The organism is Bradyrhizobium sp. 139, assembly GCF_023074175.1.
Lineage (GTDB): Bacteria > Pseudomonadota > Alphaproteobacteria > Rhizobiales > Xanthobacteraceae > Bradyrhizobium.
Genome location: NZ_JADPKS010000003.1, coordinates 47639 through 68529, shown reverse-complemented (window position 1 = coordinate 68529; position 20891 = coordinate 47639). Strand labels below are relative to the sequence as shown.

Sequence of the window (20891 nt, the reverse complement as noted above, 5' to 3'; positions counted from 1 at the left end):
CTTTGCCGCATGGCCGGCATTGCCGCCTCGCCCATCATGAAACATGATGGGCCGCCGTTGACGACTTGTCTTTGAGGTGGAGGTCATCCGATGAACGAAAACGAAATCCGTGAACGCATCGCGGAGGTGAAGCAAGGCACGCTGTCGCGGCGCGCGTTCGTCCGGGCCATGGCAGCGGTCGGGATCGCAGCGCCGGTCGCGAGCCAGATCCTGCTCTGGAACGACGTGGCGATGGCGGATGCCACGCTGCAATACAAGCCGACCAAGGCCGGCGGCGGCGGTCCGCTCAAGATCCTGCTCTGGCAGGCCCCGACCCTGCTCAATCCGCATTTCGCGATCGGCAGCAAGGACCAGATCGCCTCGCGCGTCTTCTTCGAGCCGCTCGCCGGCTGGGACAAGGAGGGTAACCTCATTCCCTGCCTCGCCGCCGAGGTTCCAACCAAGGTGAATGGCGGCCTCTCCGCGGACGGCATGAGCGTGATCTGGAAGCTGAAGCAGGGCGTCAAGTGGCATGACGGCAAGCCCTTCACCGCCGACGACGTCGTCTTCACCTGGCAATACGCCGCGGATCTCGCAACAGCGGCGTACAGCACGGGATCCTACAAGGACATCAAGGTCGAGAAGATCGACGACCACGCCGTCAAGGTGATCTTCAAGGCGCCGACGCCGTTCTGGGCCGACCCCTTCGTCGGCTCGGTCGGCCAGATCCTGCCGAAGCACCATTTCGGTGAGTATGCCGGCGCGAAGTCGCGCGATGCGCCGGGCAATCTGAAGCCAGTCGGCACCGGCCCGTACAAGTTCGTCGAGTTCAAGCCGGGCGATTTGATCCGCGCCGAACGCAACGCCGACTATCACATCAAGAACCAGCCGCATTTCGACACGCTCGAGATCAAGGGCGGCGGCGATGCGGTGTCTGCGGCGCGCGCCGTGCTGCAGACCGGCGAATATGATTATGCCTGGAACATGCAGGTTGAGGAGGAGGTCCTCAAGCGCATGGAGGCGAGCGGCAAGGGCAAGCTCGACGTCACGCCGTCCGGCAACGTCGAGTTCATCATGCTCAACACGACCGACCCGTGGACCGAGGTCGACGGCGAGCGCTCCAGCGTCAAGACCAAGCACCCGACGCTGTCCGATCCGGCCGTGCGCCGGGCGATCAACCTGCTGATCGATCGCGATTCGATCCAGAAGTTCATCTACGGCCGCGGCGGCGTCGCCACGGCGAGCTTCGTCAACGCGCCCAAGCAGTTCAAGTCGCCCAAGCTCAAATACGAGTTCGACGCCGACAAGGCGAACAATATCCTCGACGAAGCGGGCTGGAAAAAGGGCGCGGACGGCATCCGCGAGAAGGACGGCAAGAGGCTCAAATACGTGTTCCAGACCTCGACCAACGCGCCGCGCCAGAAGACGCAGGCCATCATCAAGCAGGCCTGCCAGAAGGCCGGCATCGAGATCGAGATCAAGTCGGTCACCGCATCGGTGTTCTTCTCCTCCGATGTCGGCAACCCCGACACCTACTCGAAATTCTATGCCGACATCGAGATGTACAACACCACGCAGCCGCAGCCCGATCCGGAGCGCTTCCTGAACCAGTGCGTGTCCTGGGAGATCGCCACCAAGGACAACAAATGGCTCGGCCGCAACATCTCGCGCTGGTCCGACCCCGAGGTTGACAACGCCTACAAGGCCGCGCAGCACGAGCTCGATCCGGTCAAGCGCGCCGCGCTGCTGATCAAGGTCGACGAGACCTTCTGCGACGCCCACGTCTTCCTGCCGCTGCTCTCGCGCAACGTCGTCAACGCCGGCGTCAACAACCTCATGGTCGACATGTCGGGCTGGGACGTCACGACGTGGAATCTGGCGGCGTGGTATCGGATTTGAGGGCGGAAGCGGGATTGCGGCGAACGCTCTCTCCACATCGTCATTGCGAGCGGAGCGAAGCAATCCGGAGCGTTTCCGCGGAGGGATTCTGGATTGCTTCGCTCCGCTCGCAATGACGGAGCAAGGGGCGACATCGTCATCCTCCAACACACATTTCGTCTCGCAGACACGTCTTCGCATTCTCGCGGCGCGAATCGCCCGAGCTTTGCTTCGCGACGGCGGTGAAGTGCAGGGGCACCGGAATGGCACGGGTCAGATGAACGGCTTTCCACCCGTGACAGCCAGGGTCGCTCCTGATGTGTAGCTCGAGAGCGGATCGGCGAGCATGACATAGGCGGTTGCGAGCTCGGCCGGCTGGCCTGCGCGCTGCATCGGGACCTGCTTGCCAAAATTCTTGACCCTTTCCTCCGGCATGGTCGAGGGAATGAGCGGCGTCCAGATCGGACCCGGCGCGACGGCGTTGACGCGAATGCCCTTCTCCGCCAGCATCTGGGCAAGCCCGCCGGTAAAATTCTGAATGGCTCCCTTGGTCGTGGCATAGGCGAGCAGGCTCGGGTTCGGCATGTCGGAATTCACCGAGGCCGTGTTCACGATCGCCGCGCCCGGGCGCATATGGGGGACGGCGGCCTTGGTCAGATAGAACATGGCGTGGATGTTGGTCTCGAACGTCCGCTGCCATTCCTCGTCGCTGATATCGGCGATGTCCTTGAACGTGGCCTGATGGGCCGCATTGTTGACGAGGATGTCGATGCCGCCAAGCTCCTCGACGGTGCGCCGGACGATCGCACGGCAATGATCGGGATTGCGGATGTCACCGGGGATCAGGATGGCCTTGCGTCCCTCCCGCTCCACCAGCGCCTTGACCTCGGCGGCGGCATCCTCGTCCTCGTTCAGATAGGCGATGACGATGTCGGCGCCTTCCCTGGCATAGGCGATCGCGACCGCACGGCCGATGCCGCTGTCGCCCCCGGTGATGATCGCCTTCTTTCCGGAAAGGCGCCCGGCGCCCCTGTAACTCTCCTCGCCGTGATCCGGCCGAGGATTCATCGCCCGCGTCGAACCGGGCATCGGCTGCTGCTGCGCAGGAAAAGGCGGCCTTGGATAGTCGGTCATGGAGCGGCTCCGCAAGTTTGCTCCGCTAACGGAGAGCCACCGCAAGCGTTCCTCGCCGGTCCAGGCTCTGGTCTCTGGCCCGCAGACACGCCTTTCCGATCTCGCGGCGCGTTTTCGCCCGAGCTTTGCTTCGTCGCTCCATCCTCTTGAGCCGAGAGCTCACAGGAGCGGAGAGCCAGATTCGCTGTAAGCGCTTTCTATCCTCGTTTAATTACCTGTGCGATCTCCCAGGCATGGCCTGAGGGATCGGCAAAGGACGCGGTTCGCCGTCCCCAAGGGCGATCGATCGGCCCATTGAGCAGATCGACACCAATCTCCCGAAGGGCCGAACACATTTGGTCGACGTCAGCGACCCTGATCGTCAAGAGTGCGCGCACACCTACGGACGATTGCGCGACACGCAACGGTTCAACGAGCGGCGGCGCCTGAGACACGTCGAGAAGATTGATCAGGAGCCCGCCGAATCTGAGCACGGATGAGACCGCGTCCTCCCAAATGGTCTCAGATGCGAAAACCTTGGCGTAAAACGCTTTCGACGATGCAATGTCATCGACAAACAACGTGATGACTTCAACTTCGCTTGGCAGACCATTGACCATGTCGCCCTGCTCCTTACCGTTGCGCCAGTGGCTTGTACAAGCGCGACAGGCCGCCTGCCGCTATATCTCACGATGTGAGGGCGTGGCACAATTCGGCGAGCGCACCTATCACCGTAGTTCCGATGCGGTAACAGGGGAGTTTTTGTAGCGGGAGAGGGACTCGCCCCCCGACTCCAGGGTCATGATTCCCGTGCTCTAACCAGCTGCGCCCCCCAATCTTCCTGACCTCCGCCCCGCCATCCTCCTTCCACTGTGTGCTCCAGGTCACAGCAGAATCACGCGCCCTCCCGTACAATGACCGGGCATGGCCGCAAACAAGGTAACGGCGGTACGCACGAGGCTGAGGACGGATCAACAGCTACGGACTTTGTGACGCCGCCAGGGTGAAGAACTCGGCGGCTTTTTCTTTTTCGCGAGGGAGCCGCGCGGCCGGAGCCGGCGACTGGCTTGCGGCCACCTTGCCGCGGCGCATCACGACCTTCGAACCGGCCCCGCCACGCAACCGTGCTGCCGAGAGACTCAACTCAATTCTGGAAAGCGCCGTTCCCTGTGCCGCCGCACGGCTTGTGGCGCCCCGTGCTTCAGCTCGATGCTGGGATGTTGTGAAGACGACTGGCGCGCTTTCCGCCGCCGCTGATGCGCGTTCTGCCGGCAGCTTCTACGCAGCTGCGCACCACCGCTGCGAGCCCGAACGACTCGACGCTGCCTAATGCCAGGTTACGTCCGCATCGATCACGACGACTCTGATCTCGGGATCTTCCGTCGTGTTGCAGGTGCAGGGCATCCCCTCGCCGCACCGGCAGCCGCCCAACTCTTCACTCCAGGCCCGGAGCGGATGGTTTTCGCAGACCCATCCCAGGCCGTAGCAGAATGGGCACTTCTTGGCTGTCACAGCGTGTCCGGCGTCCGCATGGGGTTCGACTTGTCCTCGTTGCGCAACTCCTGCTCGGCCGCGTGCCAAAATTCGTTCTCGCGGCCTTCGGGCTTGCCTGCTTGCTCCCACAGCCGGTGCGCGCGTTCTCTGATCTCCTGCTCGGTCGGCTCAGGCATGGCAATCTCCTGCCAGAAAGCACGGCCCACCCCGGGGGGTATGGGGGCTTGGAGGCGGGGCCGTGCAGACCAGCAATCGGCGGCGATTCTGGTCCGCGGATTCAAGCTTTGATCGGGCCTGAGAGTTCCTAGTTTGAGCCGGGGCCGATCGGCGCGGGCGGGCCGGACCTGGATCGAGAATGCTGCTTGAGATGCGGCCGGGCCTCAGCCCTTGCTCGTCATCGTCCTCTGCCGCAGCTGGTACGAAGCGAGCGCCATGCCGGACCACCGGCGCGACGGGCAATGTCCGCATGCCACGCCGCTCGTGCGTCAGCCGAGCCTTCAGAGCCAGTGGATTTGCCGGTAAGCGCTTGAAAACGATGGTAGCGGGAGAGGGACTCGAACCCCCGACCCCAGGATTATGATTCCCGTGCTCTAACCAGCTGAGCTACCCCGCCACAGGGCTCGCGGGCGCCGAAACGGCCGATCTCGCGAACGCGCGGCATATAAGGAAGGGGGCGGCGGGCTGTCAATCCGCGTTTGCTAAAGCTTCCGCCTTCGCCTTCGCTAAAGCTTCGGCGGACGGGTCGGCGGACGAATTTTGACCTTTTGAGCACTGAATCCGTCATGGCCGGGCTAGTCCCGGCCATCCACGACCTCACTTGGGCCCAGAGAACGTGGATGCCCGGGACTAGCCCGGGCATGACGAGATTTGGGATTCGGAACGGCCCCTATTTCGGCCGGACGTTCGGGTCGCCGCCGGGGCTGCCGGGGGGCGGGATCACCGGGGTGTTGCCAGTGTCCGGGGCGGGGGCATGCATCTCGGGGTCGACACCGGAGGGCGGGCAGAGCACGCCCTCGGACTTTGCCAGCTTGTCGCCGAGCGGTTCCCGGGACTGGCCGGTGGTGGTGCCGTCGGCCTGGCGGTTGGGGCGGTCGGCGGGCGTGCAGTTGGCCGCATGCTGCGGGGATGGCGGCGCGGTCTGTTGCGGCGGCGTCGCCGGCGCGGGCGGGGCCTGCGCGATCGCGCTGCCTGAGGCGGCGATCAGGAGGCTTGTGAAAATCAGTTTCGATGTTGTGCGCATGGAACGGAAACGCGCAGGTCGCACCCCGCGTTCCCTGCCAAAGCGCGAAGTGATCGCGCTTTAATCTTCGATTTGAGCATGATCCGATCGGAAAACCGCTTCACACTCTTCCGGATCGTGCTCCGATCACGATTTGACGTAGCGGATCAGCGAAAAGTGCCCCATCGGCGGCATGGGACGGCGCTCGGCGAGCGTGACGCCGCCGTGCCTGGCGGCCCAGTTGACGAGGCGGTCCCACGGGAATTCCGGGCGCCAGCCGAGGCGGCGGGCTATGGGTGCGAAGGCGAGCTCGAACAGTCTTCGCGGGCCGCTCTCGGCGCCGATGTGGTTGACGAGGATCAGCTCGCCGCCAGGCCTCAGCACGCGCACGAACTCGTCGAGCGTGCCTTCGGGATCGGGCACGGCGGTGATGACATATTGCGCGACCACCGCATCGAAGAAGTTTTCGGGGAAGGCGAGGTTCTTGGCATCCATTACCGAGAGCACTTCGACATTGGACAGCCGCAGCGCGCGCACGCGCGCCTGCGCCTTGCGCAGCATCGGCTCGGAAATGTCGACGCCACAGATCTTCGTGGTGCGCGCATAGTCCGACAGCGACAGCCCGGTGCCGACGCCGACATCGAGAATGCGGCCGCCGATGCGGTCGGCCTCCACGATGGTCGACTGCCTTCCGGCGTCAAACACCTTGCCGAACACGAGATCATAGACCGGCGCCCAGCGGCCATAGGCCTTCTCGACCCCGGCCCGCGAGATGTCTGCTGCCATGCCCCCTGCCCTGAACTTTTTTAGCCGCGAACCGCTTCCACCAGCGGCCTCGCTGCATTGCTCGCGACCTTCGCCGCGGCGCTCTGGATAAAACCGCCGCCGAGCACGCGGGCTTGGCCTGAGGGCGCGTCGTAGAAGACGCAGGCTTGTCCCGGCGAGACGCCCTCTTCGCCGGCGACGAGCTCGACCTCGTAATGGCCGTCGGCGCCGCGCAGCCAGGCCGGCTGGGGGCTGCGGGTCGAGCGGACGCGGACGAACATCTCGAGACCGTTGCCGATGGCGCGGTCGATGTCGCCGTCGCCGATCCAGTTGACGTCGCGCAAGCTGATGCGGTGCATCTTCAGCGCATCGCGCGGGCCGACGACGACGCGGCGGTTGGCGGCCTCTAACCGCACCACGAACAGCGGCGCGTGAGCCGCGATGCCGAGGCCGCGGCGCTGGCCGACGGTGAAATTGGCAATGCCGTTATGGCGGCCGAGCACGCGTCCGTCGAGATCGACGATGTCGCCGGGGTCCATCGCGTTCGGACGCAGGCGGGTGATGATGTCGGTGTAGCGGCCCGTCGGCACGAAGCAGATGTCCTGACTGTCGTGCTTGTCGGCAACGCTGAGGCCATAGCGGCGCGCGAGCTCGCGGGTCTCGGGCTTGGTCATGTCGCCGAGCGGAAAGCGCAGGAAGTCGAGCTGCTCGCGCGTGGTCGCGAACAGGAAGTAGCTCTGGTCGCGGTCGCTGTCGGCCGCGCAGACCAGCGCGCGCGAGCCGTCATCGAGGCGGCGCGAGGCGACATAATGGCCGGTGGCGAGCGCGGTGGCGCCAAGCTCGCGTGCGGTCTTCAGGAGGTCGCGGAACTTGACCGAGCGGTTGCATTCGATGCACGGCACCGGCGTCTCGCCGAGCGCGTAAGAGTCGGCGAAATTGTCGATGACGGACTCGCGAAAGCGGTCCTCGTAATCGAGCACGTAATGGGGAATGCCGAGCTTGGCCGCGACGTTGCGGGCGTCGTGGATGTCCTGGCCGGCGCAGCAGGCGCCCTTGCGGTGGGTCGCCGCGCCATGGTCGTAGAGCTGGAGCGTGATGCCGACCACATCGTAGCCTTCCGCCTTGAGCAGCGCAGCCGTCGTCGAGGAATCGACGCCGCCCGACATGGCAACGACGACCCTGGTATCCTCAGGACGGCCTTCGAGATCCAGACTGTTGAGCATGGGCTTGCGGTTGTGACGGCGGTGTTTGGCGGTCCGCGATGTGCTTTTGGCCGGGACATCAGCGGTCCCGGGGAACTCTGGTTCCCCTGAGGCTGGCTGGCCCGGTCGAAAGCGGCTGAGAGCACCCCTTTAATATAGGCGGCATTCCGGTGAAGCAATCACGCGGGCGGCCAGCTTAGGGCAATTCTTGCCGGGGAGGCAGAAATGGAGGGGTCGCGGAGGGCCTGTCAGTCCCGGCGCCGCTTTGGCAAGTTACTGATTTTATTGATAAAATTTCGGCGAACAAGGCTGGCCCGCTCCTTGCTACCCATCAGCCGAAGATGTTTCCAAGGGGTCGCCTGTGGTCGGTCGTATGTCAGATGTAGCGGCAAGCGTGCAAGTCCAGAGCACGCAGCAAAAGCCTGCCAAGTCGCAGGGCTCGAAAGACACGCCGCCGAGCGACTCCTTCGGCTCCCTGGTGGACAGCAACACCCAGGCGATCGGCAACAACGCGCAGTCGCAGGACACCCCGCCGCGCCGGACCGATTCGTCATCGTCATCCGCCTCGGACAAGAGCCCGCGCGATACCTCCTCGACCGACCCGTCCTCGCAGAGCAGGGCCGGCGACGACACCGACAATTCGGCGCCCGCCAAGAACGACACCAGGAGTGACGCGACGACCGATCCGGCCAAGCCCAATAAGGCCAAGGACAAGTCCGAGACGTCCGGCACCAAATCGGCGGACAAATCCGACGAGACCAAGGATGACAAGACCGACGGCAGCGACGGTCTTGCCGCCGCCGTCGATGCCGCAGCAATCGCGCAGACCGACGCGATGCAGACCGCGACGCCCGATCCGAACGCGATCGTCATTGCCGCGCCGGTCGTGCCTGTTGATGCGAATGCGGCCGCGAACCAGGCGACTACCGCCGCCTCGCCGCTGACGATCGCCGCCGCCGGCATCGCCGCCAGCGCCTCCACCGCGGCGCAGATCGCAGGCGGCAAGCCCGATAACGCTACGGTCGGCGACAAGAACGCCAAGACCGCCGGCGCCAAGGTCGACGCCGGCACGACGGGAGCGCTGGGCGATGCCGCCACCGGCACGGCCGACGCGACCGCAGCCGATGCCAAGACCAATGGCGGGCTGATCGCCGCCATCGACCAGGGCACGCCAAAAACCTCGTTCAAGGCCGTCGCCACCGCGCAAGGCGAGAGCGACGTCTCTAATATCGGCCAGGCCGCGGGTGAGGCGAACGGCGCTACCACGCAGACTCCGGCGACGACCGCCGACGCCGCACATGCCGAGGCTGCCAAGCCGCACAGTGAGGCCGCCGCGACCGACGTCAAGACCGATGCGAAGACCGGTGCCACTGACGCGACACCGGCGACATCGACCACGCACGCTCATGCGGGCGCGCAAGCCGCTGTCCCCACGACCGACACCGGCGCGCAGGCCGCCTCCGCCATCCAGGCGCCGCTAACCAATACGACGTCTGCCGCCACTGCATCGACTGCGACCCTCACTGCGACCGCGGCAAATTCGACAGCCGTGCCGATCAGCGGCGTGCCGATCGAGATCGCCGCGGCCGCGCGCGCCGGCAAGACGCGCTTCGACATCAGCCTCGATCCGCTCGACCTCGGCCGCATCGACGTCCGCATCAATGTCGACCGCAACGGCCAGGTCACCTCGCATCTCACCGTCGAGAGGCCGGAGACGCTGCAGATGCTGCGGCAGGACGCACCGCAATTGCAGCGCGCGCTCGACGATGCCGGCCTCAAGACCGGCAGCAACGGGCTGTCCTTCAGCCTGCGCGACCAGAATTCGTCGGGCCAGAATTCCGGCCAGAACAACGACAATGGCGGCAATGCCCGCCGGCTGATCATCAGCAAGGACGACAATGTTGCTGCGGCGCCCGTCGGGCGCGGCTACGGCCGCATGCTCGGATCGAGCAGCGGCGTCGACATCAGAGTGTGAGGAGTATTCGCAAATGACCACCACGACTGGCGCTACCGCACCTGCCGTCGTCTCCGGGACGACCGACATCCCGAAATCCTCCTCGTCGAGCTCGAGCCTGGGCTCGAACACAAGCGCGACGCTCGCCGGCAATTTCCAGACCTTCCTGACGCTGCTGACGACGCAGCTGCAGAACCAAAACCCGCTCGATCCGCTCGACACCAACCAGTTCACCCAGCAACTGGTGCAGTTCGCCGGCGTCGAGCAGCAGCTCAAGACCAACGACTCGCTCTCTCAGCTCGTCACCCTGCAGCAGACCACGCAGGCGACCCAGGCGCTGGGTTTCGTCGGCAAGACCGCTGTGGTCGACGGCACCACCGCGACGATGTCGCAATCCTCGGCGACCTGGCATCTCAACGTGCCCTCGAGCGCCACGGTCGACATCTCGGTCGCCAATTCCACCGGCCAGACCGTGTTCACCGGTAAATATACGGCGGGCGCCGGCAGCGACATTCCCTTCACCTGGAACGGCCAGGGCAATGACGGCACGCAATGGCCGGACGGCAAGTACACGATCACGGCGACAGGGAAGGATCTCGCCGGCAACAATATCGGCATCGCGGCGCAGGTCCAGGGCACGGTGTCGTCCGTGGACCTGACCCAGTCGCCGCCGCTTTTGACCATCGACGGCCAGACCTACACGGTCAGCCAGGTGAAGAGCATCGTCGCCACCGCCAGCAACTAGTCGCCATCCAAACTCGATCTGTGGGGAGCACAATCGGAAGACAGGATCGCCTCGAAAAACCATGATCCAACAGCTTGAGCTGCGATCGAGGGGCCACGCGCACGATCGTTGACCGGGAACAGTGGCAACCTGGACGGTCGTGAGCCGAACGAATACACAACGGTGCTTCACGATGTCCCAAGCAGTGACAGGCTGACTGATCTTTTCGGAAATCGGCGGCAACGGGCCTGCGCCGTGATCGATCAGATATCTTGCTCCACCCGCGGCTTTCGGGCGCCCCCGGGCCGGATGCAGAGCTTCTGCTTGACCGCTTCCAGTTCGGCCGCGGGCATGTTGCCCACATGAGGAACATTGCCAAGCTGCTCGACGTCCGTGAACGGGCCATGCTCGGTCCTGTAGCGCACGATCTCCTCAGCTCGGCCTTGTCTCACGCCTTTGAGCGCTTTCAGCTCCTCCACGTCGGCATTGTTGAGGTCAACGGTTCGAATATCGCTCATGGGCTGCACTCCGATGAGGGGCAAGCGCTACGCCTTTGTTGACGAGTTCTGGTGCGCCGATCGTCAGGGCGGGCCGCTCCTTTGGACGCCTTGTTGCCGCCGCCCCATTCCTGGGCTTTTCGGGCCTGATCGCCGCCCTTGTGCTTGGGGGCGTCTCACTTGGTGCTGGGGCTGGCACTCTCACCTTTGTTGCGTGCGCGCTGTAGGTCTTCGGCCATTGTGACGTTCCCTGCTCACCGCGGTTGCGCTGCCCGCGACACCCGTTTCTCGCCGAAAGATCTGGAGGGTGGAACGAGCGCATCGGGCAGAGAGCCTCAAATGCCAGTGCCGGTGGACTGCGGTAGGAACAAGGGAAGGGCTGGCCTGTTTGTCACGAAACCAAGGACAACAGCGATGCGGTGGCATCAAAGGCACATTCTGCGTTGTGATCATCATCCTCGGTCGCGCAAATGCCGCCACCGAAGATTGGCCGATGATGCGTCTGAAGACGTCCTGGAAGACTGGATGGCTGCACCGGGCGATGCCTCCGCGTCATCGTAATCTCACGTTTGCCCCGTCGACCGCCCTCAGACGGAAATAAGCGCATAAGCCAAGCCTGAAGGCTTCTGCACAGCCATGGCGACGTTATACACCCGGGCTCCGGCAGGTGTTTGGCCCTCATACTTGCCGCGGTGGGCATGACCATGCACGACGGCGCACACCTTGAAGCGGTCAATGGTCTCGGCGAGCCGCGAGCACCCAAGAAAGGGATAAATTTCCAGAGGTTCGCCTTCAACCGTGTCAGCTATCGGGGCATAATGCAGGACGACGACGGCACGCCGGCTGTTTACCGTGCGCATGATGTTCTCCAGCCGCATCGCTTCGTTCATCGCTTCGGCAACAAACGTTTTGATCGCCGGCTCGCCGAACGAACTCAGCATGCGTGGACCAAATCCGCCGGCAAATCCCTTCACGCCGATGAACGCGACGCCGTTCACTTCGGTGGCCTGGCCGTCGAGCAGGCGAACGCCTCCGTCACAGAGAATCCGTTTGACCTGATCGGCATGTCCCGACTCGTAATCGTGGTTGCCGAGAACGCCGATGACCGGGATTGAACAAGCACGGAGCTGTTCCGCAAGAATCTCGGCTTGGGTCGGCGTTCCGGTATCTGTGAGGTCGCCGCAAAGGACCAGAGCGCCCGCCTTCTTCGAGATGTCCCGGAACAAATCCCGCAACGAGCCCGACTGCCCTTCTTTGACGTGAAGGTCGCCGATGCTCGCAAATGTGAACGAATTGGCATCGTCCTTCATTGGCTTACTCGCCTTCGGCTCAGTCGTCTTCGCCATTCAGGAAGCCCCATTTCTCGATAGCGCTCCGGTAGTCGGAGCTGGAAAACAACCGGCCGCGACAACGTTTCGACGCCGGTGGCGGATATTCTCGTTGCCGGTTCAATCGTTCAAGAAGATCGTCAAACAGCCAGCCTGGAATGGCGTCGCGCTCGCTCGGATAGATCCAGCGAAACGTGAGCAGATGACACAGCAAGACCTCCCAATGCGGGTCCATGTACGCGATCAGTCGCCGCCAATCGACCTCGTCGCGCTGTCTGAGAATCAGATTGACGATGTCGGAACCGTCATGACGGTTCCGCTTCTGGATGAAGACCTTGGACCAGATCAGTTCGGTCGGACTGATCACGGGTACGCAATGGCCGAGCACTTGCGCCTGTCGCGCGTACTGGAACCATTCTTGCTGGACGGGAACGGCGCCATTGCTGGAATCAAAGATCACGTCGACGAAATCGCGGCCGCGGTGAACTTTTCCCAACCAGCGCTCGCTCGCGGATATCCTGTGGTTGTGCTGCAGGTGAGCAAGCAGTCGGGGGAATTCCGCCTGGGTCGTGAAGACGTCGAGGTCCTTTGTCGGCCGCCGCGCGTCGGTATAGACATTGACGGCATATCCGCCGCCAACCATGAACGGAAGCGCCGCTTCGAGGAGCTCCGCCAGAACGTTCGAATAGAACTGCTCGGTTTTGGTGCGCGGAGCGAGTTTGAACGCATCGCCATCTGCCGAATGTTCCATCCCCGGCGCTGGAATCTCGGGATCTCGCGCGTGCACTGATCCTCTCCACGACCTGCTCCGCTTCCAATTGGCGTGCGGGGCGGAAGTTCCCTTTGCGCCGAGCCGGTGGACCGGGGCCGGACAGCGCGGAGAAGGAGAAGATGCATCAGATCGAGCGCGCGTGCAGTGTGCCTACGCCAATTGCCAGGAACGCTCACAGCAATTCTTGGCGTCAACCCACGCGCCGCATCTCACAGTGGACGCGATCCCGCTGTCTCCGATCTGGTCGGCCAGCGGGTGATAAAAAAGAACGTCAGCGCGGCGGATGAGTTGCGCTCGTGAACGGGGGATTGTCGGCTCCTTCTTCCGTGCCAAGGCCGATGCGATCCGCCTGGGGCTCGCGCGCCGTCTTAACGCGCTCGTTCATCAGGTAAAGTATTTACGAAGGTCCCCTGGACCGGCCCGGACGCGACCGTTCCGCCGGCCGGGACGCTCGCGTTCCAGCCATTTTCAACGAGAATTGTATTGAAGCCTTAGGCTTAGCGGATTTTTAAGCCGCCACGCGTAGGGTTACTCAGTGAGTTCAGTGGTTGAGAGTTTGTGAGTACGCCATGACAGAACCCCATCGCCCGAGGGTAAAATACGTCATCGGGCCGGACGGCAGTCCGCTGACGATCGCCGATCTGCCCGCACCCGGCACCAAACGCTGGGTCATCCGCCGCAAGGCCGAAGTCGTCGCCGCCGTCCGCGGCGGACTCCTGTCCCTCGAGGAGGCCTGCAGCCGTTACACTCTGACGGTCGACGAGTTCCTTTCCTGGCAGTTTTCCATTGACCAGCATGGTCTGGCGGGGCTTCGCACCACCCGCATTCAGCAATATCGCCAGTAAGCGATCCGGAAATCTGCGGCTTTTGACGAAAATCGGCCTCGCCCTGCGAGGCCGATTTTTTTCATGTTCGTTTTTAGCGCGACTTTTGTCCCAGCTCTTAACCTTCGTTAACCATATCGAAACCATCCCCTAGGCAATAATTGCCCAGTCGGCCTTTCCAGGGAAAGCAGCCGAATCTTCTGGGGCGGTTGCTTGCAAGGTCTTGCGGACTTTCTAAAAGGTATCGGCGCCGCCCGGTTCGGGGCGATGATCGCGGTCACCGCCGCGCTCGTCGGCTTCTTCGCGTTCGTCATCATGCGCGTCACCACGCCGCAGATGACGACGCTGTTCACCGACCTCAGCGTCGAGGACTCCTCCGGCATCATCAAGGACCTGGAGCGCCAGGGTATCCAGTTCGAGCTGCGCAACGAGGGCACCATCATCATGGTGCCTAAGGACAAGGTCACCCGCCTGCGGATGAAGCTCGCCGAGGGCGGCCTGCCCAAGGGCGGCGGCGTCGGCTACGAGGTGTTCGACAAGTCGGACGCGCTCGGCACCACCTCTTTCGTCCAGAACATCAATCATCTCCGCGCGCTCGAAGGCGAGCTTGCCCGCACCATCCGCGCCATCGACCGCATCCAGGCCGCCCGCGTCCACCTCGTGCTGCCCGAGCGCCCGCTGTTCTCGCGCGAGGCGCCGGAGCCGTCGGCCTCGATCGTGGTTCGGGTCCGCGGCGCGCTCGAGGCCCAGCAGATCCGCGCCATCCGCCACCTCGTCGCCTCCGCCGTCAACGGGTTGAAGCCGCAGCGGGTCTCGATCGTGGACGAGGCCGGCCAGCTGCTCGCGGACGGCGCCCAGACCGATCCGGACCAGCAGATCGGCGACGAGCGCCGCACCGCCTTCGAGAAGCGGATGCGCAAGCAGGTCGAGGACATCGTCTCCTCCGTGGTCGGCTCGGGCCGCGCCCGCGTGCAGCTTTCGGCCGATTTCGACTTCAACAAGGTCACCCAGACCTCGGACAAGTTCGATCCCGAGGGCCGCGTGCTGCGCTCGAGCCAGACCCGCGAAGAACAGAGCATGACCGCCGACAACAACGGCCAGGTCACGGTCAATAACGAGCTGCCCGGCAACCAGCAGAACAGCGGTCAGACGGCGAAGGACCAGAGCAAGAAGACCGAAGAGACCAACAATTACGAGATCTCCCGCACCACCAAGACCGAGGTGACCGAGGCCGGCCGGGTCAACCGCATCTCGGTCGCGGTGCTGGTCGACGGCATCTATTCCAAGAACGAAAAGGGCGAGCAGGCTTACCAGGACCGCACCAAGGAGCAGCTCGACCGCATCGCCACCCTGGTGCGCTCGGCGATCGGCTTCGACCAGAAGCGCGGCGATCAGGTCGAGGTCGTCAACCTCCGCTTTGCCGATGCGCCCTCCACCGCCCCGATCAGCGAGCCCTCAGGCTTCCTCAGCATGCTCCAGTTCACCAAGGACGACGTCATGTACTTCGTCGAGCTCGGCATGATGATGCTGCTCGGCCTGGTCGTGCTGTTCATGGTGATCCGCCCGCTGGTCAAGCGCATCCTGGCTTCCGACGAAGTCGCCGCCGCCATCTCCGGCGTCCTGACCGGCCCCGCCGCCTCGGACGAGGCGCCGGCCAGCGGTCAGCCGCTCCTGCCGAGCGGCGCGCCGAGCGCGATCGACGTCGCCACTATCCAGGGCCAGGTCCATGCCCAGTCCGTTCACCGCGTCGGCGAGCTCGCCGAGCGCAACCCCAACGAAACCGTCGCCATCATCCGTCAGTGGCTGACCGAACCCGCGAAATGATTCGAGACGAGATCTGACATGGCCGGTAACTTGCAAAACGCCAACTCCAACGACATCACCAGCGTGATCTCCACGCTCGGTCAGCGTGCCGGCAGCCGTGGCGGCGCCAAGGTGGAAGCGGTGGCGGGGCCGAAGCGCGCCGCGATCCTGATGCTGGCGCTCGGCGAGCAATACGGCGGCAAGATCTGGTCGCTGCTCGACGATGACGAGGTCCGCCAGCTTTCGCTGGAGATGTCGACGCTCGGCACGGTCGAGGTCGACACGGTGGAGGACATGCTGCTCGAATTCGTCTCGCGCATGTCGGCCTCGGGCGCCCTGATGGGCAATTTCGACGCCACCGAGCGGCTGCTCCAGCAATATTTGGCGCCCGAGCGCGTCAACGGCATCATGGACGAGATCCGCGGACCCGCCGGCCGCAACATGTGGGAGAAGCTCTCGAACGTGCAGGAAGAGGTGCTCGCGAACTATCTCAAGAACGAATATCCGCAGACCATCGCGGTCGTGCTGTCGAAGCTGAAGCCGGAACACGCCGCACGCGTGCTCGGAATCTTCCCCGAGGAACTCGCGCTCGACGTCGTCAACCGCATGCTGAAGATGGAGGCGGTTCAGAAGGAGGTGATCGAGAGCGTCGAGAAGACGCTGCGCACCGAATTCATGTCCAACCTGTCGCAGACCCGCCGCCGCGACGCCCACGAGGTGATGGCGGAGATCTTCAACAATTTCGACCGCCAGACCGAAACCCGCTTCATCACCTCGCTGGAAGAAGACAACCGCGAATCGGCCGAGCGCATCAAGGCGCTGATGTTCACCTTCGACGACCTCGTGAAGCTCGATGCCGGCTCTGCCCAGACGTTGATGCGCAATGTCGACAAGGACAAGCTCGGCGTCGCGCTCAAGAGCGCCAACGAGGATGTCCGCAACTTCTTCTTCGGCAACATGTCCTCGCGCGCGGCCAAGATGCTCCAGGACGACATGGCGGCAATGGGACCCGTGCGCCTGCGCGACGTCGACGAGGCCCAGGCGCTGCTCGTCAACCTCGCAAAAGACCTCGCCGCCAAGGGCGAGATCATGCTGACCAAGAACCGTGCCGACGACGAACTGGTGTATTGATGGGCGCTCCGGCAAAATTCCTGTTCGACACCGACTTCGCGGCGCCGGAGCGGACGACGCGCGAGAAGGCTGCGACCACAGCGGAGATCGCCCAGAAGGTCGCGGAAGCCGAGGCGCGCGCCTATCAGGACGGCTTTGCCGCCGGCCAGCGCGAAGCCAGGGCCGAGAGCGACCGCCGCGTCGCGCTTGCCATGGAAGAGATCAACATCGCGATCCGGAGCATCGCCTCCGGCATCGGCAACATCGAGTCCAGGATGGAGACCGAAGCGGTCGACGTCGCGGTGGCGGTGGCGCGCAAGCTGTGCGCCGATCTGGTCGCCGCCGAACCGCTCGGCGAGATCATGGCGCTGGTCAAGGACTGCTTCTCGCATCTGGTCGCCACGCCGCATCTCGTCGTCCGCATCAACGACGCGCTCTACGACAGCGCGCGCGAGAAGATCGAGCGACTCGCCAAGCAGAGCGGCTTCGAGGGTCGGCTGGTGATCCTGGCCGAGCCCGAAATTGTCACCGGCGACTGCCGGATCGAATGGGCCGATGGCGGCGTGGTGCTGGAACGCGGCGCCATCGCGGCCAAGATCGACGAAATGGTCGGACGCTACATCGCGTCCCGCAGGGGGAGCTAACCATGAGCGACATCGACGGACAGGTCCCGCTGCCCGATCTCAACGGCCCGATGCCGCCTGCCGGCACCGACGTCGGCTACAACGAGGACGAATACGCGGCGCGCGCCGCCGCCGACCTCGAGGCCGTGTTCGACGTTCCGGTGCAGGTCTCGGCCGTGCTCGGCCGCTCCAAGATGGACGTCAGCGAGCTGTTGAAGCTCGGGCCCGGCACCGTGCTCGAGCTCGACCGCCGCGTGGGCGAGGCCATCGACATCTACGTCAACAACAAGCTGGTCGCCCGCGGCGAAGTCGTCCTGGTCGAGGACAAGCTCGGCGTGACCATGACCGAAATCATCAAGGCTGAACGCAGCTAGCCAAATAAGCGAATGATGCGCGGCAGCGCGACCAGACGGACAGGAGACTGACATGCGGCTTCTCATCGTTGGCACATTGAAGGGCCAGCTCACCACCGCCACCAAGATCGCGATGGAGAACGGCGCCACCGTGACCCACGCCGAGGATCACGACCAGGCGATGCGCGTGCTGCGCGGCGGCAAGGGCGCCGACCTCCTGCTGGTCGACGTCGCCCTCGACATCCGCGACCTCGTGATGCGGCTCGAAGCCGAGCACATCCACGCTCCGATCATCGCCTGCGGCATCACCAATGACGCCCGCGCTGCGGTCGCCGCGATCCATGCCGGCGCCAAGGAATACATCCCGCTGCCGCCGGACCCGGAGCTGATCGCGGCCGTGCTCGCCGCGGTCGCCAACGATTCCCGCGAACTGGTCTATCGCGACGAGGCGATGGCGAAGGTGATCAAGCTCGCGCAGCAGATCGCGGGCTCGGACGCCTCGGTGATGATCACCGGCGAATCCGGCACCGGCAAGGAAGTGCTGGCGCGTTACGTCCATACGCGCTCGGCGCGTGCAAAACGTCCCTTCATCTCGATCAACTGCGCCGCAATCCCCGAGCACCTGCTGGAGTCCGAGCTGTTCGGCCACGAGAAGGGCGCCTTCACCGGAGCGATCGCCCGCCGCATCGGCAAGTTCGAGGAAGCGACCGGCGGAACGCTGCTGCTCGACGAAATCTCGGAGATGGACGTCCGCCTGCAATCGAAGCTGCTCCGCGCGATCCAGGAGCGCGTCATCGACCGCGTCGGCGGCACCAAGCCGGTCCCGGTCGACATCCGCATCATCGCGACCTCGAACCGCAATTTGGCGGAAGCCGTGCGCGAAGGCTCGTTCCGCGAAGATTTGCTGTTCCGCCTCAACGTCGTGAACCTGAAAATCCCGCCGCTACGCGAGCGTCCTGCCGACATTCTCGAGCTCGCCCAGCACTTCGCGAAGAAATATGCCGAGGCCAACGGCGTGCCGCTGCGTCCGGTCTCGGCCGAAGCCGGCCGCGTGCTCTCCGCCAACCGCTGGCAGGGCAACGTTCGCGAGCTCGAAAACACCATGCATCGCGCGGTGCTGATGGCGCAGGGCGACGAGATCGGCGTCGACGCGATCCTCACGCCGGACGGCGACCGCCTCGACCTCGCCAAGACCCCGCCCGCGGTCGCGCATGCCACGTTCGCTGCCGAGCAGGTGACGCGCGCCCTGGTCGGCCGCACCGTCGCCGACGTCGAACGCGACCTGATCCTGGAGACACTGAAGCACTGCCTCGGCAACCGGACCCATGCCGCCAACATTTTGGGAATCTCGATCCGTACGCTGCGCAACAAGCTCAACGAATATTCCGACGGCGGCATCCCGATCACCCCCGCCGGCACTCCGGGCGAATATTCGCGCATGCCGATGGTGGGGGCGTAGGCGGCGTCCCGCGATTGTTGAGGATACGAATGCCCGGGCTGGTTCCGGGCATTTTCTTTGCCGCCGGCCATGCGCATTCCCTCCCCGTCATCCTGAGGCGCGAGGTCTGCGATGCGCATGCAGCGCAGGCCGAGCCTCGAAGGATGGACGGCCACCGATGCAGCCGGGCCGTCGCCCTTCGAGGCTCGCCAAGCGGCGCATTTGCGCCGCTTGGCGAGCACCTCAGGGTGACGGTCGAACAAAGTACTGGGCGCAGGGCCGCACTGCTTTCTTCGACTAGGTCACGCTCGTACAACGCCCTATAACCGCGCAGAGAACCATACGAGGGTGAACATGTCTGAAGCTCAAATCACGGACTGGCTGGCATCGCAGCGGCAGGCGATGATCGATCTGCTGCGCGATGTCGTGAACATCGATTCCGGATCCTATGACAAGGAAGGCGTTGATGCGGTCGGCGCGCGGTTCGAGCGGCATTTTTCCGAGCACGGCATTCCATTCCGGCGCGAAAGCCACGGCACATTCGGCGACGCGATCCATGCCGACGTCGCAAAACCCGGCAGCAACGAGAAGCCGGTGCTGTTGATGGGGCATCGCGACACCGTGTTCGGCAAGGGCGAGGCCGGACGGCGTCCGTTTACGATCCAGGGCACGCGCGCCTACGGTCCTGGCGTTGCCGACATGAAGTCCGGCGTCGTGATGAATATCTTCGTTGCGACCGCGTTCCACAAATTCGGCGGCAGCCCGCATCCGATCAAGCTGTTGATCACCTCGGACGAGGAGATCGGCTCGCCTTCCTCGCGCCCGGTGATCGAGCGCGAAGGACGCGCCGCGCGCGCGGTGTTCAATTCCGAGCCGGGCCGCCCGACCGGCAACATCGTCACCGGCCGCAAGGGCGGCATCTTCATGCACTTTGCCATCACCGGCAAAGCCGCGCATTCCGGCGCCAATTTCGCCGCCGGCGTCAGCGCGATCGGCGAACTCGCGCACAAGATCGTGCAGATCCACGCCCTGACCGATCTCGACAAGGGCATCACGTTGAATGTCGGCCTGGTCTCGGGCGGGCAGTCCGTCAACACCACGGCGCCCTCAGCCGAAGGCCAGATCGACCTGCGCTATGTCGATCCGGCCGATCGCGCCAGGATCATGGCCGCGATAGAGACAATCATTGCGACCTCTTACGTGCCGGGCACCAGCGCGACGCTGACCATCAAGGGCGAGTTCGTGCCGGTGGTGCAGAGCGAGGCTTCGAAGGCGCTGTTCGAGAGCTATCAGGCCGCCGCCAAGAAGGCCGGCCTCACCACGCTCCAGGGCGAGTTTTCCGGCGGCTGCGCCGATTCCGGCTTCACCGCCGAGGTCGGCACGCCAACCATCTGCGGCCTCGGCCCGGTCGGCGGGCTTGCGCATACGCCGGAGGAATATCTCGAGCTCGACAGCATGGTGCCGCGCGCGCAGGCGCTGGCGCTGGCGATTTTGAGGGGGTGATCGTCACACACTCCGTCGTCATGCCCGGGCTTGACCCGGGCATCCACGTCTCTCCCGAAGCGTGGCTGCACGTGGATGGCCGGGTCAAGCCCGGCCATGACGTGCGGAGAGAGCCGTCACGAATAACTCGGCGCGTCCGGCTTGCGGAAGATGTGGATGGGGTCGCCCGGCACGATCGGCTGGCCGCTGAACATCGCATAGGCGTAGAGCGCGAGATAGGCGATCGCGAGCGCGCCGACGGCGTAGAAGGCCCAGGTCGCGACACGCTTCATCAATCCGCTCCATTGCCGTCCCGGCGGGAGGCCCAGGCAG

General features: G+C 64.4%; 20 protein-coding genes and 1 tRNA gene. 10 read left to right on the top strand and 11 right to left on the bottom strand.

The features are described 5' to 3' along the window. Nucleotides 1-90: 90 nt before the first annotated feature. Nucleotides 91-1878: a peptide ABC transporter substrate-binding protein gene (locus IVA80_RS00415; RefSeq protein ID WP_247424317.1), complete on the top strand. Its 1788-nt coding sequence runs from the start codon at nt 91-93 to the stop codon at nt 1876-1878. 252 nt (nt 1879-2130) lie between these two features. On the opposite strand, the gene IVA80_RS00410 is transcribed toward IVA80_RS00415, so the two are convergent. The 7 genes from IVA80_RS00410 to mnmA all read right to left on the bottom strand — a co-directional run bounded on the left by IVA80_RS00410 (nt 2131) and on the right by mnmA (nt 7671). After that, nucleotides 2131-2991 (bottom strand): SDR family oxidoreductase, encoded by an 861-nt coding sequence (locus IVA80_RS00410; RefSeq protein ID WP_247424315.1) that lies wholly within the window; start codon nt 2989-2991, stop codon nt 2131-2133. A gap of 197 nt (nt 2992-3188) precedes the next feature. Further along, nucleotides 3189-3590, bottom strand: a complete 402-nt coding sequence (locus tag IVA80_RS00405; protein WP_247424312.1) for a VOC family protein — start codon at nt 3588-3590, stop codon at nt 3189-3191. Nucleotides 3591-4478: 888 nt separating this feature from the next. Further along, complete coding sequence (locus tag IVA80_RS00400) at nt 4479-4640, bottom strand: DUF2934 domain-containing protein (protein WP_247424309.1); 162 nt, start codon at nt 4638-4640, stop codon at nt 4479-4481. Nucleotides 4641-5000: 360 nt separating this feature from the next. Further along, nucleotides 5001-5077, bottom strand: a tRNA-Met gene (locus IVA80_RS00395). Nucleotides 5078-5350: 273 nt separating this feature from the next. Beyond that, on the bottom strand, nt 5351-5704 hold the full coding sequence (locus tag IVA80_RS00390) for a hypothetical protein (protein ID WP_247424307.1): 354 nt from the start codon (nt 5702-5704) through the stop codon (nt 5351-5353). 126 nt (nt 5705-5830) lie between these two features. Beyond that, complete coding sequence (locus tag IVA80_RS00385; protein ID WP_247424304.1) at nt 5831-6469, bottom strand: class I SAM-dependent methyltransferase; 639 nt, start codon at nt 6467-6469, stop codon at nt 5831-5833. Nucleotides 6470-6489: 20 nt separating this feature from the next. Next, nucleotides 6490-7671 carry a tRNA 2-thiouridine(34) synthase MnmA gene (mnmA, locus tag IVA80_RS00380; protein WP_247424271.1) on the bottom strand — a complete coding sequence of 394 codons (1182 nt, stop codon included), beginning with the start codon at nt 7669-7671 and terminating at the stop codon, nt 6490-6492. A 340-nt stretch (nt 7672-8011) separates the two neighbouring features. On the opposite strand from mnmA, the gene IVA80_RS00375 reads away from it, so the two are divergent. After that, on the top strand, nt 8012-9625 hold the full coding sequence (locus IVA80_RS00375) for a flagellar hook-length control protein FliK (RefSeq protein WP_247424267.1): 1614 nt from the start codon (nt 8012-8014) through the stop codon (nt 9623-9625). Nucleotides 9626-9638: 13 nt separating this feature from the next. After that, entirely contained in the window at nt 9639-10349 is a 711-nt protein-coding gene (locus IVA80_RS00370) for a flagellar hook capping FlgD N-terminal domain-containing protein (RefSeq protein WP_247424263.1), read from the top strand. Between the two features lie 242 nt (nt 10350-10591). Here IVA80_RS00370 and IVA80_RS00365 read toward each other — a convergent pair whose 3' ends face one another. The 3 genes from IVA80_RS00365 to IVA80_RS00355 all read right to left on the bottom strand — a co-directional run bounded on the left by IVA80_RS00365 (nt 10592) and on the right by IVA80_RS00355 (nt 12940). Further along, a complete protein-coding gene (locus IVA80_RS00365) occupies nt 10592-10846 on the bottom strand; it encodes a helix-hairpin-helix domain-containing protein (protein WP_247424261.1) in 255 nt (84 codons plus the stop codon). Between the two features lie 566 nt (nt 10847-11412). Further along, complete coding sequence (locus IVA80_RS00360; RefSeq protein ID WP_247424258.1) at nt 11413-12135, bottom strand: metallophosphoesterase; 723 nt, start codon at nt 12133-12135, stop codon at nt 11413-11415. Nucleotides 12136-12154: 19 nt separating this feature from the next. Next, entirely contained in the window at nt 12155-12940 is a 786-nt protein-coding gene (locus IVA80_RS00355) for a nucleotidyltransferase family protein (protein ID WP_247424256.1), read from the bottom strand. Between the two features lie 554 nt (nt 12941-13494). On the opposite strand from IVA80_RS00355, the gene IVA80_RS00350 reads away from it, so the two are divergent. The 7 genes from IVA80_RS00350 to IVA80_RS00320 all read left to right on the top strand — a co-directional run bounded on the left by IVA80_RS00350 (nt 13495) and on the right by IVA80_RS00320 (nt 20579). Next, complete coding sequence (locus IVA80_RS00350; RefSeq protein ID WP_002714638.1) at nt 13495-13770, top strand: DUF1153 domain-containing protein; 276 nt, start codon at nt 13495-13497, stop codon at nt 13768-13770. 192 nt (nt 13771-13962) lie between these two features. Then, nucleotides 13963-15573, top strand: a complete 1611-nt coding sequence (fliF, locus tag IVA80_RS00345; protein WP_247424253.1) for a flagellar basal-body MS-ring/collar protein FliF — start codon at nt 13963-13965, stop codon at nt 15571-15573. An 18-nt stretch (nt 15574-15591) separates the two neighbouring features. Beyond that, nucleotides 15592-16683 carry a flagellar motor switch protein FliG gene (gene fliG, locus IVA80_RS00340; RefSeq protein WP_247424250.1) on the top strand — a complete coding sequence of 364 codons (1092 nt, stop codon included), beginning with the start codon at nt 15592-15594 and terminating at the stop codon, nt 16681-16683. Next, complete coding sequence (locus tag IVA80_RS00335) at nt 16683-17306, top strand: FliH/SctL family protein (protein WP_247424247.1); 624 nt, start codon at nt 16683-16685, stop codon at nt 17304-17306. The genes fliG and IVA80_RS00335 overlap by 1 nt, the downstream gene beginning before the upstream one ends. 2 nt (nt 17307-17308) lie before the next feature. Continuing rightward, nucleotides 17309-17659: a flagellar motor switch protein FliN gene (fliN, locus tag IVA80_RS00330; protein WP_247424244.1), complete on the top strand. Its 351-nt coding sequence runs from the start codon at nt 17309-17311 to the stop codon at nt 17657-17659. 52 nt (nt 17660-17711) lie between these two features. After that, nucleotides 17712-19097 (top strand): sigma-54 dependent transcriptional regulator, encoded by a 1386-nt coding sequence (locus IVA80_RS00325; RefSeq protein WP_247424241.1) that lies wholly within the window; start codon nt 17712-17714, stop codon nt 19095-19097. Nucleotides 19098-19430: 333 nt separating this feature from the next. Further along, on the top strand, nt 19431-20579 hold the full coding sequence (locus IVA80_RS00320) for a M20 family metallopeptidase (RefSeq protein WP_247424238.1): 1149 nt from the start codon (nt 19431-19433) through the stop codon (nt 20577-20579). Nucleotides 20580-20695: 116 nt separating this feature from the next. Here the strand turns inward: IVA80_RS00320 and IVA80_RS00315 are convergent, their stop codons facing one another. Next, nucleotides 20696-20851 (bottom strand): hypothetical protein, encoded by a 156-nt coding sequence (locus IVA80_RS00315; RefSeq protein WP_247424234.1) that lies wholly within the window; start codon nt 20849-20851, stop codon nt 20696-20698. Between the last annotated feature and the right edge of the window lie 40 nt (nt 20852-20891).

Bases quoted from the DNA above. Each gene is read 5' to 3' on its own strand.
- fliN (WP_247424244.1), top strand. From the start codon at position 17,309: ATGAGCGACATCGACGGACAGGTCCCGCTGCCCGATCTCAACGGCCCG.
- mnmA (WP_247424271.1), bottom strand. From the start codon at position 7,671: ATGCTCAACAGTCTGGATCTCGAAGGCCGTCCTGAGGATACCAGGGTC.
- IVA80_RS00370 (WP_247424263.1), top strand. From the start codon at position 9,639: ATGACCACCACGACTGGCGCTACCGCACCTGCCGTCGTCTCCGGGACG.
- IVA80_RS00360 (WP_247424258.1), bottom strand. From the start codon at position 12,135: ATGAAGGACGATGCCAATTCGTTCACATTTGCGAGCATCGGCGACCTT.
- IVA80_RS00400 (WP_247424309.1), bottom strand. From the start codon at position 4,640: ATGCCTGAGCCGACCGAGCAGGAGATCAGAGAACGCGCGCACCGGCTG.
- IVA80_RS00405 (WP_247424312.1), bottom strand. From the start codon at position 3,590: ATGGTCAATGGTCTGCCAAGCGAAGTTGAAGTCATCACGTTGTTTGTC.
- IVA80_RS00350 (WP_002714638.1), top strand. From the start codon at position 13,495: ATGACAGAACCCCATCGCCCGAGGGTAAAATACGTCATCGGGCCGGAC.
- IVA80_RS00365 (WP_247424261.1), bottom strand. From the start codon at position 10,846: ATGAGCGATATTCGAACCGTTGACCTCAACAATGCCGACGTGGAGGAG.
- IVA80_RS00315 (WP_247424234.1), bottom strand. From the start codon at position 20,851: ATGAAGCGTGTCGCGACCTGGGCCTTCTACGCCGTCGGCGCGCTCGCG.
- IVA80_RS00320 (WP_247424238.1), top strand. From the start codon at position 19,431: ATGTCTGAAGCTCAAATCACGGACTGGCTGGCATCGCAGCGGCAGGCG.
- IVA80_RS00390 (WP_247424307.1), bottom strand. From the start codon at position 5,704: ATGCGCACAACATCGAAACTGATTTTCACAAGCCTCCTGATCGCCGCC.
- IVA80_RS00385 (WP_247424304.1), bottom strand. From the start codon at position 6,469: ATGGCAGCAGACATCTCGCGGGCCGGGGTCGAGAAGGCCTATGGCCGC.
- IVA80_RS00325 (WP_247424241.1), top strand. From the start codon at position 17,712: ATGCGGCTTCTCATCGTTGGCACATTGAAGGGCCAGCTCACCACCGCC.
- IVA80_RS00335 (WP_247424247.1), top strand. From the start codon at position 16,683: ATGGGCGCTCCGGCAAAATTCCTGTTCGACACCGACTTCGCGGCGCCG.
- IVA80_RS00415 (WP_247424317.1), top strand. From the start codon at position 91: ATGAACGAAAACGAAATCCGTGAACGCATCGCGGAGGTGAAGCAAGGC.
- fliG (WP_247424250.1), top strand. From the start codon at position 15,592: ATGGCCGGTAACTTGCAAAACGCCAACTCCAACGACATCACCAGCGTG.
- IVA80_RS00410 (WP_247424315.1), bottom strand. From the start codon at position 2,991: ATGACCGACTATCCAAGGCCGCCTTTTCCTGCGCAGCAGCAGCCGATG.